The 12,642-nt window shown below is 70.8% G+C and carries 10 protein-coding genes and 1 pseudogene; 7 read left to right on the top strand and 4 right to left on the bottom strand.

What is annotated here, in order from left to right:
- Nucleotides 1-44 precede the first annotated feature (44 nt).
- Both FY549_RS15645 and FY549_RS15640 read right to left on the bottom strand, forming a co-directional pair.
- A complete protein-coding gene (locus FY549_RS15645; RefSeq protein ID WP_200838763.1) occupies nt 45-1,031 on the bottom strand; it encodes a hypothetical protein in 987 nt (328 codons plus the stop codon).
- An 80-nt stretch (nt 1,032-1,111) separates the two neighbouring features.
- Nucleotides 1,112-1,804 carry an NTP transferase domain-containing protein gene (locus FY549_RS15640; protein WP_101844760.1) on the bottom strand — a complete coding sequence of 231 codons (693 nt, stop codon included), beginning with the start codon at nt 1,802-1,804 and terminating at the stop codon, nt 1,112-1,114.
- Nucleotides 1,805-2,053: 249 nt separating this feature from the next.
- Between FY549_RS15640 and FY549_RS16965 the strand changes: the two genes are divergently transcribed.
- Genes FY549_RS16965 through FY549_RS15625 form a run of 3 tightly spaced genes read left to right on the top strand, consistent with a single transcriptional unit; the run spans nt 2,054 to nt 5,969 of the window.
- A complete protein-coding gene (locus FY549_RS16965; RefSeq protein ID WP_374114500.1) occupies nt 2,054-4,120 on the top strand; it encodes an ABC transporter ATP-binding protein in 2,067 nt (688 codons plus the stop codon).
- Nucleotides 4,096-5,661 carry a hypothetical protein gene (locus FY549_RS15630; protein WP_149085792.1) on the top strand — a complete coding sequence of 522 codons (1,566 nt, stop codon included), beginning with the start codon at nt 4,096-4,098 and terminating at the stop codon, nt 5,659-5,661. The genes FY549_RS16965 and FY549_RS15630 overlap by 25 nt, the downstream gene beginning before the upstream one ends.
- Before the next feature lie 41 nt (nt 5,662-5,702).
- Nucleotides 5,703-5,969: a DUF3039 domain-containing protein gene (locus FY549_RS15625; RefSeq protein WP_060923586.1), complete on the top strand. Its 267-nt coding sequence runs from the start codon at nt 5,703-5,705 to the stop codon at nt 5,967-5,969.
- Between the two features lie 19 nt (nt 5,970-5,988).
- Here the strand turns inward: FY549_RS15625 and FY549_RS15620 are convergent, their stop codons facing one another.
- Entirely contained in the window at nt 5,989-7,314 is a 1,326-nt protein-coding gene (locus FY549_RS15620) for a nicotinate phosphoribosyltransferase (RefSeq protein ID WP_149085791.1), read from the bottom strand.
- A gap of 63 nt (nt 7,315-7,377) precedes the next feature.
- Here FY549_RS15620 and murI point away from each other — a divergent pair, with 63 nt between their 5' ends.
- From murI to FY549_RS15600, 4 genes are all read left to right on the top strand, one after another.
- Nucleotides 7,378-8,214, top strand: a complete 837-nt coding sequence (murI, locus tag FY549_RS15615; RefSeq protein WP_149085790.1) for a glutamate racemase — start codon at nt 7,378-7,380, stop codon at nt 8,212-8,214.
- A 33-nt stretch (nt 8,215-8,247) separates the two neighbouring features.
- The gene (rph, locus tag FY549_RS15610) at nt 8,248-8,985 is read left to right on the top strand and encodes a ribonuclease PH (RefSeq protein ID WP_149085789.1); all 738 of its coding nucleotides are present in this window, start codon (nt 8,248-8,250) and stop codon (nt 8,983-8,985) included.
- Nucleotides 8,986-8,987: 2 nt separating this feature from the next.
- Nucleotides 8,988-9,581: an RdgB/HAM1 family non-canonical purine NTP pyrophosphatase gene (gene rdgB, locus FY549_RS15605; protein ID WP_149085788.1), complete on the top strand. Its 594-nt coding sequence runs from the start codon at nt 8,988-8,990 to the stop codon at nt 9,579-9,581.
- Nucleotides 9,582-9,679: 98 nt separating this feature from the next.
- Nucleotides 9,680-10,600 (top strand): cation diffusion facilitator family transporter, encoded by a 921-nt coding sequence (locus FY549_RS15600; protein WP_149085787.1) that lies wholly within the window; start codon nt 9,680-9,682, stop codon nt 10,598-10,600.
- Between the two features lie 12 nt (nt 10,601-10,612).
- Here FY549_RS15600 and ligD read toward each other — a convergent pair.
- A pseudogene (gene ligD, locus FY549_RS15595) lies at nt 10,613-12,599 on the bottom strand (non-homologous end-joining DNA ligase).
- Nucleotides 12,600-12,642: the final 43 nt, after the last annotated feature.

The following is a 12,642-nucleotide window of genomic DNA, read 5'->3' as shown; positions in this document are numbered from 1 at the left end:
CGGCACAACGGGGCGGCGGATCCTTTGGTGAGGTCCGTGGCCCGTCACGCCGAGGTCGTATCGGCCCCGGGGTGCGACGGCAGGTCGTGGTCTCCGAAACCGGCGACACCGTCGATCTCCCCCGGCCGACCGCGGCGACGCCCGGTGAGCTCCCCGACCCGGTTGCCCACCCATCCTGCGCCACGGGCGACAGTGCCCGCGGCGCCGGCGACCGCGTTGCCGGCATAACGTGCTCCTCGCAGCATCCGCAGCTCCATCTTCTCGGCTCCGGGCACCGGCTCCAGTTCGGCAGGAAGGGTGAGCGGCGCAGCTCCGAACGCACGATGCGAGGTGGTGAGCACGCGACGGCCGAGGATGTGGTTGCCCGCTCCGCCGATCGCGGCGCCGATGCCGAACGGCATGGCCTTGCCGAGGAACGAGGCCCCGCCCTTCGCGGCGAACTGCTTCACGAACATCCCCTTGAGCTGGTCCACGAGCGGTCCGACGGCCGCGCGCGGCAGCGACTTCGTCACCAGCTCGCCCCAGTATGCCGAGCGGCTGGTGCCGCGGCCCGCGACCTGCTTGGCGAGCTGCCCGACGAGATCGACGCCTTCCTTGCCGAGCATGAGCGTCATCACGAGCGCGCGAGCGCGGTCCGGATTGCCCACCGCGATGCCGTGCACCTCGGCGACCGACTGGGCGAAGAGAGCGGTGGATTCCACGAAGCCCACCGTCTCGACCCCAGAGAGGGCGAGCGTGATACCCGTGCCGATGCCGGGGACGACGGCCGTCGCACCGACGGCAGCCCCTCCGGTCGTGACGGCCGCAAGGTACCGCCGCTCGAGGATGCGGATGATCTCGGCGGGCGTGGCGTGCGGATTGCGGAGCCGGATGCTGCGGATGTGGGCAAGCACCAGCGGGCGCTGGATCGACAGCACGCGATCCAGGCCCCGCACCATCATCGGGTGTTCGGGGGATCCGACCGGCGGCACGCCCTTGTCCCACGGGGAGTCGTCGGGGAGGGAGTGGATCTTGTGCACCTGGGGGGCCATGCGCCGATCCTAGGGAACCCGTCCGCGAAAACACCGAGAGCCCCCGTCCCTGAAGGGAGGGGGGCTCTCGGACACGCAGATCACACGAAGAGGTTCGCGCGCTCCAGGTCTTCCGCGAAGTCGACCTCGACCGCGTACAGGTCGGAGACGTCCATCGGCTCGAGCAGCAGTCCGTCCTCGGCGATCGCCAGCTCGAGACCGCGCTCGAAGTAGTCCTGGTCCTCGACGCGCTGCAGCTGGCGCATGAAGGCCTTCTTGAAGCCGGAGGAGATGTAGTTGATGCCGACCGCCTCGCCGAGACCGCCCTTGACCGACTTCGACAGCTCCTTGATGAAGCCCTCGGCGGTGACGGTGTACTTCACCTCTTCATCGCTGACCTTGGCGGTGTTGACGGTCACGAACGACTGGTCGCGCTCGATGTATGCCGCCGCGCGGCCCAGGATCATGGGGTCGAAGACGACGTCGCCGTTCATCCACAGGACACCGCTCTTCCCCGTGGCGCTCAGGGCACGCAGCAGGCTCTTCGACGTGTTGGTCTCGTCGTAGCGGTCGTTGTGGACGTAGTTCACGGAGGGGAAGGCCTCGATGATCGTCTCGGCGCGGTAGCCCACCACCGTGGTGATGCGTGCGTCCGAGCCGAAGGCGGCGCGGATGTTGTCGTGCTGCTGGCCCATGATCGTGCGGCCGTCGCTGAGCTCCGTGAGCGGCTTGGGCAGCGCGCGGCCGAGCCGAGAGCCCATGCCGGCTGCGAGGATGACGGTCTGAAGAGTCACGAGTGCTCCTAATGGAAGATGTGTTCACGGTCGGTTCACCGACCAGACACTTCGTCGTGCCGAATGTCATGCTAGCGATTCCGCCTGGGAACCCCGGGGCCAGGCGTCCCCCGTTGCCATTTCGTGATCGAGTACACACGCAACGTTCAGGCACGACAACCCCCTTGCGCTTCCGGGCGAGAAGGGGTTCGGATTGCGGATTGTCGCGTGGGGCCTTGGCTCTCAGCCACCCGTTGGTACCGTAGGACGGTGACTTCCTCCCCTGATGACCGTACCGCCCAGGCAGAGGGAGCCGAGACTCCGACCGATGCCTCTGCCCCGGCTCGGAAACCGGCCGCCAAGAGACCTGCCTCGGCCTCCGCCGCCGCGAAGAAGGCCACCTCGGCCGACAAGCCGGCTGCGAAGAAGCCCGCCGCCCCGAAGACCACTACGCCGACGTCGACGTCTCGGACGTCCGGCGCGGCGAAGCCCGGCGCCGCGAGATCGACCGCAGCGAAGACCACGGGCGCGAAGACCACGGCCGCCAAGTCGACCGGAGCGAAGACCACAGCCGCCAAGTCGACGGCAGCGAAGACCACGGCAGCGAAGATCACAGCCGCCGAGTCGACCGCCGCCAAGACCACGGGAGCGAAGACCACGGCAGCGAAGACCGCCGGAGCGCGGTCCTCGGCCCCGAAATCGACCGCGGCGAAGTCCTCCACGTCGACGACCTCCGCCACGGCGAAGAAGTCGACCGCGGCGCGGACGGCGAGGCCCGCACCGACCAAGGCGGCGGCCGAGAAGGCCGCGCCCACGGCCGAGGTCGTGGTCGAGCCCACGCCTGCGGCGAGCGTCGATCCCATGACGGCCCCGGCCACAGCTCGGACGGCGTCTGCCGCCCGTGCGGCGGCGGTGAAGAACACCGCCGCGCGTACCGCGGGCTCGAGGCGTCCGTCTGCCGCGGCCACCAAGACGGCGAGCACGGCGGCCGCCAAGGCGTCGGCGGCGAAGACGGCTGCGACCAAGGCCGCCGCGGCCAAGACCGCCGCCGCGAAGGCGTCGGCGGCCAAGACGACGGCCAAGACGACTGCCGCCAAGAGCGCCGCGGCAAAGGCGGCTGCGGCGAAGGCGGCTGCAGCGAAGGCGGCGGAGGCTCAGGCCGCGGAAGCCGAGGCCGCGGAAGCCGAGGCCGCGGAAGCCGAGGCCGCGGAAGCCGAGGCCGCGGAAGCCCCGGTCGTCGAGGCCACGGCCGCGGAGGCACGCGCGGTGGAGACGGCGCCGGAGGAGTCCGGATCGCCGCAGGAACACACCGCGTCCGCAGAGGCCGTCGAGGCCGACGCCGCCTCCGTCGAGCCGGCGACACCCGATAGTGGAACCACTGAGACGGCGACTCTGATCGAGGAGCCTGCTGCGGCGGAGCCTGCGGTCGCGGCCACGGACACCGCGCTGCCGGTCACGGATGAGCCTGCACCGGAGGACGGCCGCGCCGCGGAGGTCGAGGTCGTCGAGGTCGTCGAGCCGGTGACCGCCGAGGAGCCCCCGGGGAGCGCCGACGAGGAGCAGGCGGAAGGATCGGCCACCGAGGCTATCCGGATCCGCGGTCTCGTGAAGCAGTTCGGTGAGAACCGCGCGGTGGACGGCATCGACCTCACCGTGCCCGCCGCCTCCTTCTACGGCATCGTCGGGCCGAACGGGGCAGGCAAGACGACGACACTGTCGATCGTCGCGGGTCTCCTCCGTGCCGACGAAGGAAGCGTCCTGATCTGCGGCATCGACCAGGCGAGCGATCCGCTCGCGGCGAAACGGGTGATGGGCGTCCTGCCCGATCGGCTGCGCACCTTCGACCGGCTGACCGGCCGCCAGCTCCTCTACTACTACGGACTGCTGCGCGGGCTCCCCGCCGACGTCATCGAGAAGCGCACCGCCGACCTCGCGCGTGCCTTCGATCTGGGCGACGCGCTCAACCGGGTGGTCTCCGACTACTCGGCCGGCATGACGAAGAAGATCATGCTCGCCGGCGCGATGATCCACTCTCCGCGTGTGCTCGTCCTCGACGAGCCGTTCGAGTCCGTCGACCCGGTGTCGTCCGCGGTCATCCTCGACATCCTCCGCGCCTACGTCTCGCACGGAGGCACCGTGATCCTGTCGAGCCATGGCATGGACCTCGTCGAACGGGTGTGCTCCCGCGTGGCGATCATCGTGAACGGCGAGGTCCTCGCCGAGGGCACGATCGACGAGGTGCGCGCAGGCCAGACGCTCGAGTCGCGCTTCGTGGAGCTCGCCGGGTCCAGCGGAGAGGTGGAGGGGCTCGAGTGGCTGCACACGTTCTCCGACTGAGGTTCGCGCTCCTCCTGGGCGCCCTGCGCGGAGAACACCGGGTGCGGACCGTGCTCTCCTTCGGCGCCGTCGTGGCGGTCGCCGTGGTCGTCTGCGTCGCGGTGCTCAGCCTCGCCGACGCGCCGGTCCCCGTCTCCAGCGCCGTGACCGTCCTCGGTGGCGCCGCGGTCCTGCTCGGCTTCCTCGTGGGGCCGCTCCTCGTGGGGGCGGTCGACCAGCTCGACCCCCGTCGCTTCGCGGTGTTCGGCGTCGACGAGCGGAAGATGCCCTGGGTGCTCGCGATCGCATCGCTCGTGAGTGTGCCGAGCCTCGCACTCCTCGCCGTCTACGTGAGCGTGGCGAGCGTGGCGATCGGCGTCGGCGCGCCCTGGCCGCTGGCCGTGCTGCTCGCCATCGCGGGACTGCTGACCACCGTGCTCCTGTCACGGATCGGGATGGCGATCAACGCTCTGCTCCTCCCGGAGCGCCGCTCCCGCGAACTCACCGCCCTGTTCGCCCTCGCCCTGATCGTCATCGCCTTCCCCGTGGCCGTCTTCCTCGGGTCGCTGCGCTGGGACGGGGAGGTGCCACCCTCGTTGGCGACCCTCACCAGCGTGATCGGGTTCACCCCGCTCGCCGCGTCGCCGGCCGCGATGTTCGCGGCGGCCGAAGGCGAGACGGCCGCGGCCTGGATCAGCGGCCTCGTGGCGGTCGCGACCCTGGCGCTGCTGTGGTGGGCTTGGGCGTGGTTCGTGCGGCGGCTGCTCACCACGACGGAGCGCCCGATCGCCGCGCGCGAGCGCAGCGGACTGGGGTGGTTCGCACTGCTGCCCTCCAACGCCTTCGGGGCGATCGCGGCGCGGAGCCTCGTGTACTGGCTGCGGGACCGTCGGTACATCATGAACATCATCGTCGTTCCGGTGGCGGGGGTGCTGACCGTGTTCCCGCTGATCGTCGCGGGCGTCCCGGTCGAGATCGCCGCCCTCGTGCCCGTGCCCGTCATGGCCCTCTTCTTCGGCTGGCTGCCCCATAACGACGTCGCCTACGACTCGACGGCACTGTGGACCCACGTCGCGAGCGGAGTCCGCGGTCTCCCCGACCGACTCGGACGCCTCGTCCCTGTCCTGCTCGTCGCCGTCCCCGTCCTGGCGATCGCCGTCCCCCTCTCCCTGCTGCTCGCCGGGCGCTGGATCCACCTGCTCCCGCTCGTCGGGCTCGGGGCGAGTCTGCTGTTCTCCGCACTCGGCATCTCCAGCGTGGTGTCCGTCGTCGCGCCCTACGCCGTCTCCCGGCCGGGCGACAGCCCGTTCCAGCAGCCCCAGCGCCCCACTTCGCGCGGCATCTACGGACCCGCGGCGGCGTTCCTTGGCGCGATCGTGCTGAGCCTCCCGACGATGTGGCTGTTCGCGGCGAGCCTCGCCTCCGACGCCGGTTACGCGCCCGCCACGTTCTGGGTCGGCGTCGTCACGGGGATGATCGTCTTCATCGGGGGAGCGGTGCTCGGGGGCCGCATCTTCGAGCGCAGCGGTGAACGCCTGATGGAGTTCGTCGAGACGGCGTGACGCCCGCCCCGCCGATGCGTGGACGCGGCTAGAATCACGGGATGAGTACTCCGCTGGACAGCCCCGATCAGGGCGGCGTGGCAACGCTTGATCGCGAACTGGAAGAACTTCTCCGCGAGGAGAACATCGAACCGGGCGACCACGAGCGCTTCTCGCACTACGTCAAGAAGGACAAGATCCTCGAGTCGGCGATCACGGGCAAGCCCGTCCGCGCTCTCTGCGGCAAGAAGTGGACGCCGGGCCGTGATCCGGAGAAGTTCCCGATCTGCCCGACCTGCAAGGAGATCTACGAGTCGATGGTGGGCTGACGTCCGTCCACCGGCGGACTCAGTTCGCCTCGACGTAGACCGTCGGGATCGCCGGATCCGACTTGCTGAGCGCCAACGCGCGCACCGGGAGCTCCTCTCGAACGCGCAGGTGGTGCGCGCGGGCGGCTGCCGTCCCTGCGGCCCCCTCGTGGGCGGTGTCGATCTCGCCGCCCTCGACGAGCGTCACCTGGAGCGGGCGTCCCTCCGGGTGTTCGGCCGGGGTGTCCAGTGCCTCGAAGCCGTCGGAGACGACGACGGTCTCGGCCGCGGCCACGCCTTCGCTGAGGGTGCGGAACGCGGCCTTGCGGCCGCCGAAGGAGGCCTTGTCGGCGGAGGCCTTCGCGACGCCGGCCCAGCCACCGTCGGCATCCTGCCGGGCGACGAGCTTGTAGACCATGCTGGCCGTCGGGTAGCCCGAACCGGTGACGACCGAGGTGCCGACGCCGTACGCGTCCACGGGCGACGCGGCGAGGGCGGCGATCGCGTACTCGTCCAGATCGCTCGTGACCGTGATCCGGGTCTCGGTCGCGCCGAGCTCGTCCAGCTGCGCGCGCACCTCGGCGGCCACGATCGGCAGGTCACCGGAGTCGATGCGGACGCCGCCGAGCCCCGTTCCGGCCACGCGGATCGCGGTGTCGACACCGGTCCGGATGTCGTACGTGTCCACGAGGAGGGTCGTGTCCACGCCCATGCTCGCCACCTGAGCGCGGAAGGCATCCTCCTCGCTGTCGTGCAGCAGCGTCCACGAGTGCGCCGCGGTGCCCATGGTCGGGATGCCCCACGCCCGGCCGGCCTCGAGGTTGCTCGTGGCGCCGAATCCGGCGATGTAGGCCGCCCTCGCGGCGGCGACCGCGGAGCGCTCCGCCGCTCGCCGGGACCCCATCTCGGCGAGCGGGCGCTCACCGGCCGCGATGCTCATGCGGGCGGCGGCGGTGGCGACCGCGGAGTCGTGGTTGAGCACGCTCAGCGCCAGGGTCTCCAGGACCACGGCGTCTGCGAACGAGCCCTCGACAGTCAGGATCGGGGACCCGGGGAAATAGAGCTCGCCCTCGTGGTAGCCGCGGATGGTGCCGGTGAAGCGGTAGCCCTCGAGGGAGGCGAGAGTCTCGGCGTCGACGATGTGCTGGTCGCGGAGGAACCGGAGCTCGTCGTCGCCGAAGCGGAAGTCGCGGAGCAGTCCGAGCAGGCGTCCGGTGCCCGCGACGACGCCGAAGCGACGCCCGCCGGACAGGCGCCGGGAGAAGAGCTCGAAGACACTCGGACGGGACGCGGTGCCGTCCCGGAGCGAGGCGGCGAGCATCGTGAGCTCGTAACGGTCGGTGAGCAGCGCCGTCGACGTGGTCATGCGCTCAGCTTAGTGAGCGGCGTGATGCGCGAGGCACCGCGCACGCGGGTAGGCTGGGGAGTCATGAACGACGCGCCCATCGGGATCTTCGACTCCGGTGTCGGCGGGCTCACGGTGGCCAGGGCCATCCGCGCCCAGCTGCCCCGCGAATCGTTCGTCTACATCGGCGACACCGCCCACTCGCCATACGGGCCCAAGCCCATCGCGGACGTGCGGCGCTACGCGCTCGAAGTCCTCGACACCCTGGTCGATCAGGGCGTCAAGATGCTCGTGATCGCGTGCAACACAGCCTCCGCGGCGATGCTGCGCGACGCGCGCGAACGCTACGACGTGCCGGTGGTGGAGGTGATCGGACCGGCTGTGCGACGCGCGGTCTCGACGACGCGGAACGGCCGCGTCGGCGTGATCGGCACCGTCGGCACCATCGGTTCCCGCGCCTATCAGGACATGCTCGAGGTCAACGAGCGGCTGGAGGTGTTCACGGCCGCTTGCCCCCGGTTCGTCGAGTTCGTCGAGGCGGGCGTCACCGGCACGCCCGAGGTGCTCGCCGTCGCGGAGGAGTACCTCGCCCCGTTGCGGGACGCCGAGGTGGACACGCTGGTCCTCGGTTGCACGCACTACCCGTTCCTCCGCGGCGCGATCAGCTACGTGATGGGGGAGGGGGTGACCCTGGTCTCCAGCGACGACGAGACGGCGGGTGACGTGTACCGTCAACTCGTGCGGGGGGACCTGCTCGCGTCCGCGGACGCCACCGCGACCTACGTCTACGAGGCCACGGGGGACTCCGCCGACGACTTCACAGCCCTCGCGAACCGGCTCATGGGGCGCGAGGTGCGCGACGTGCAGCTCGTCCAGACCGGCGTCATCACGCTTCCCGATTCCGCCCTCGACGCACGCTGAGCGCGTCGCTCCATCCCCGACCGAGAGAAGCCCATGACCGACATCGTCCGCGCCGACGGCCGTTCCGCCTCGCAGCTCCGTGAGATCACCATCGAGCGCGGCTGGAGCGCGCAGGCCGAGGGCTCCGCTCTCATCAGCTTCGGCGGGACGAAGGTGCTGAGCACCGCCTCGTTCACGAACGGCGTGCCTCGGTGGCTCACCGGCAAGGGCAAGGGCTGGGTCACGGCGGAGTACGCCATGCTCCCGCGGGCGACGAACAGCCGCAACGATCGGGAGAGCGTGAAGGGTCGCATCGGCGGCCGCACGCACGAGATCTCCCGTCTCATCGGCAGGGCGCTGCGCGCCGTCGTCGACACCAAGGCGCTCGGCGAGAACACCATCGTCATCGACTGCGACGTGCTCCAGGCCGACGGCGGCACCCGCACCGCGGCCATCACCGGCGCCTACGTCGCGCTCGCGGACGCGATCGAGTGGGGCCGGGACAAGAAGTTCATCGGCAAGAACTCGACACCGCTGCTCGACTCCGTCTCCGCGGTCTCGGTCGGCATCGTCGACGGGGAACCGATGCTCGACCTCGCCTACGTCGAGGACGTCCGCGCCGAGACCGACATGAACGTCGTCGTGACGGGCCGTGGCCTGTTCGTCGAGGTGCAGGGCACGGCGGAGGGTGCGCCGTTCGACAAGCGTGAGCTCGACGCGCTCCTCGACCTCGGCGTCGCCGGCTGCGCGGAGCTGAAGGAGCGGCAGCTCGCCGCCCTGGCGGGAGCCTGAGCATGCGCGTCGTCCTGGCGACCCACAACCCGCACAAGGTCGCGGAGTTCCAGCAGATCGTCCAGCGGACGCGGCCCGACCTGGAGGTCGTCGGGTACGACGGACCCGAGCCGGTCGAGGACGGAGTGACGTTCGCCGAGAACGCCCTCCTCAAAGCGCGTGCAGCCGCCGCGCACACCGGGCTCGCCGCGCTCGCCGACGACTCCGGCATCTGTGTGGACGTGCTCGGCGGATCGCCCGGGGTGTTCTCCGCGTACTGGGCGGGGCAGAAGAAGGACGCGGCGGCGAACCTGGAGCTGCTCCTCGACCAGCTGCGCGACATCGCCGATCCGCATCGCGCCGCGCACTTCACGTCGACCATCGCCCTCGTGCTGCCGGACGGCCGCGAGCACGTCGTGGAGGGCATCTGGCCAGGACGGCTCGCGCATCAAGCCTCGGGAGCCGGGGGCTTCGGCTACGACCCGATCTTCATCCCGGACGGTCAGCCGGACGGTGCGGAGCGCACGGTGGGGGAGTTCACCGCGGAGGAGAAGCAGGCGCAGTCGCACCGCGCCCGTGCGTTCACGGCGCTGGTGCCGCTGCTCGCCGCCCTCTGATCGGCGCGCAAGAACCCCTGCTGAAGCTGAGAATCGTTACTGTTCCCGACTAGGCGGACACGGCCTTTCCGCGTCTGCCGTCGGGCTAGCCTGGGGGCATGCACGATCACGCGCCCGCGCCCGGCGGCCTTCGTTCGGCGAGCAGCCGACGCCTGCTCGCGATCTCCCTGACCCTCACGGCCACGGTGATGATCGTGCAGGTCGTCGGGGCTCTCCTGACCGGTTCGCTGGCGCTGCTCGCAGACGCCGCCCACATGTTCACCGATTCCTCGGCGCTGGTGATCGCGCTCATCGCCGCCACGGTGGCAGCGCGTCCGGCTGATGACCGCCGGACGTTCGGCTATCAGCGAGCCGAGGTGTTCGGCGCGCTCATCAACGCCGTCATCCTCATCGCCCTCGCCACCGTGGTGGCCGTGCAGGGCGTCCAGCGGCTGCTGAACCCCGCGGAGATCGAGGTCGCCGGCGGACTCATGCTCGTCGTGGCGGTCGTCGGTCTCCTCGCCAACGCGGTCTCGATGTGGCTGCTCAGTCGCGCCCAGCGCACGAACCTCAACGTGCGCGGTGCCTACCTCGAGGTGATGGGCGACCTGCTCGGCTCGCTCATGGTCATCATCGCGGCCGGCGTGATCCTCGTGACCGGGTGGATGCCCGCCGACGCGCTCGCTTCGCTGTTCATCGCGGCGATGATCCTGCCGCGCGCCTTCGTGCTGCTCAAGGAGGTGTTCTCCGTGCTCGCCGAGTCGGCGCCGAAGGGCATGGCCGTCGGCGAGATCCGCACCCATCTGCTCGGCTACGACGGCGTCGTCGGGGTCCACGATGTGCACGTATGGCAGCTCACCCGCGGCGCCCCCGTGTTCACGGCACATGTCAGCGTGCGGCCGGACCTGCTGGCCGACGGGCGCTCCGCGGCGCTGCTGGCGGAGATGCAGGCGTGTCTCGCGGATCATTTCGATGTCGCGCACTCGACGTTCCAGATCGAGCCGGCCGAGCAGAGCGACTGCGAACCGCACCACGCCTGAGCGGCGTGCCGCTCACGCCTCGACGGTGATCTCGTCGACGGCCTTGTCCGGGCGCAGCCCTCTCCAGCGGGCGTGCCGGAGGATGCCGTCCGGCGTCCAGTTCGCGAACTCCACCTCGCCCACGAGTTCGGGGCGCACCCACAGCGCATCGGCTGCGTCGGGCCGTGGGACGCCGTCGAGGGGAGCGCGCTGCACCCGCAGTGGCTCCAGCCGGGCCAGGAGATCGCGCAGGATCCGGTCGGTGAACCCGGTGCCCACTCGGCCGATGTAGCGGAGGCCGCCGTCCTCGGGCACGGCGAGGAGGAGAGAGCCCAGCGTGCCCTCGCGCTCGCCCTTGCCGGGGCGGATGCCGACGATCACGGCCTCCTGCATGTGCGTGTTCTTGAGCTTGAGCCAGGAGGGTGAGCGCTGGCCGGGGCGGTACCGGGAGGCGGGGTCTTTCACCACCACGCCTTCGAGCCCGAACTCCTCGCTCGCCGCCAGCGCGGCGTCGACGTCGTCGAACACGGGCGGCACCTGGATGGGAGCATCGATTCCCGCCACGATGTCGCCCAGCAACGTGCGGCGCTCGCGCAGCGGCATCGCGGTGAGGTCGTGGCCGTCGAGCCGGAGCAGGTCGAACAGCATGTACACGACGGGTGTGCGTACGACCTCCCGCTCGATCTCCCGTGGCCTGGTCAGGTGCATCCGGTTCTGGAGCAGGGAGAAGCTCGGTCGAGCGGCCCTGTCGAAGGCGACGATCTCCCCGTCCACGATCGCCTCGTCCACCGGGAAGAAAGGGGCGCCGTCTGCCGTGAGCTCGGGATAGCGGGCGGTGATGTCGGTCCCGCGGCGGGCATGCAGGGACATCTGCCCGTCGCGCCAGGTCCCGATCGCGCGGATGCCGTCCCACTTCACCTCCACCCACGACGGTGAACTCAGGGGAGCGGGCGATCGCGGGGGTGCCGTTCTCGGCGAGCATCGGGGCGAGGGAGGGGAGCGTGGTCCCGGCGGGTGCCGGTGCCGGCTCCGCCAGAGGACGGGGGCGGCGGGCGCTCGACGCGTTCGCGGCACGGATCGCAGGCGCGGTCGGCGGCGACGAGGGGCGCAGAGCCGCCGGCCGGGCCGGAGCATCGGGGCGCAGCGTCGACAGCGGGTCGAACCCGGAGGCCGCTCGCGCGAGCACCTCGTCCAGCTCCAGGTGCGCGAGAGCGGGGTCGTCGAGCTCCTCCCACGTGCGGGGAGCGGCGACACCCGGTCGGGAGCGACCCCGCAACGAGTAGGGGGAGATCGTCGTCTTCTTGCCGTTGTTCTGGCTCCAGTCGAGGAACACCTTCCCGCCGCGGACGGACTTCGACATGACGCTCGTGGCGAGATCGGGGTGGTCGTTCTCGATGATGCGCGCCAGTTCCTTGACCACCGCGGAGACCTCGTCGCTGGTCTGCTCGCCGGGCAGGGCCGCGTAGAGATGGATGCCCTTGCTGCCGCTCGTGACGGGGAATGGGTCCAGCCCCATGCCGGTGAGCAGGGTCCGGGCGATGCGCGCGACCTGGGCGCACTGGGCGAGGTCCGCGCCGGGGCCGGGGTCGAGGTCGAGCACGAGGCGGTCGGGGCGGCCGGGCAGGCCTTCGGGGGTGAAGCGCCACTGCGGGACGTGCAGCTCGATCGCCGCGACCTGGGCCAGCCAGACGAGGGTGGGCACGTCCTCCACCAGGGGGTAGGCCTTGGGCCCGTCGGAGTGCTGGATGTCCTGTCGCGGGATCCAGTCCGGGGCGCCCGGCTCGAGCTGCTTCGCGAAGAACGCGTCCTCGGGGGCGGTCGCCGTACCGACACCCTCGACCCAGCGCTTGCGGGTGACGGGGCGCCCGTCGAGGAGCGGGAGGAGCAGCGGCGCGATGGCGGTGTAGTAGGCGATCACCTCGCCCTTGGTCGTGCCCGTCTCCGGGTAGACGACCTTGTCGAGGTTGGTCACGCGCAGCCGTCGGCCGTCGACCTGTACGACCTGCGCCTCTCCCACCATGGAGCCAGCGTAGTCAAGGGGTGGCCGTGACGGGTGGGGCTGG

Source organism: Microbacterium sp. 1S1, assembly GCF_008271365.1.
In the GTDB taxonomy this organism is placed as follows: domain Bacteria; phylum Actinomycetota; class Actinomycetes; order Actinomycetales; family Microbacteriaceae; genus Microbacterium.
This window is presented reverse-complemented; position numbering and strand designations above follow the sequence as displayed.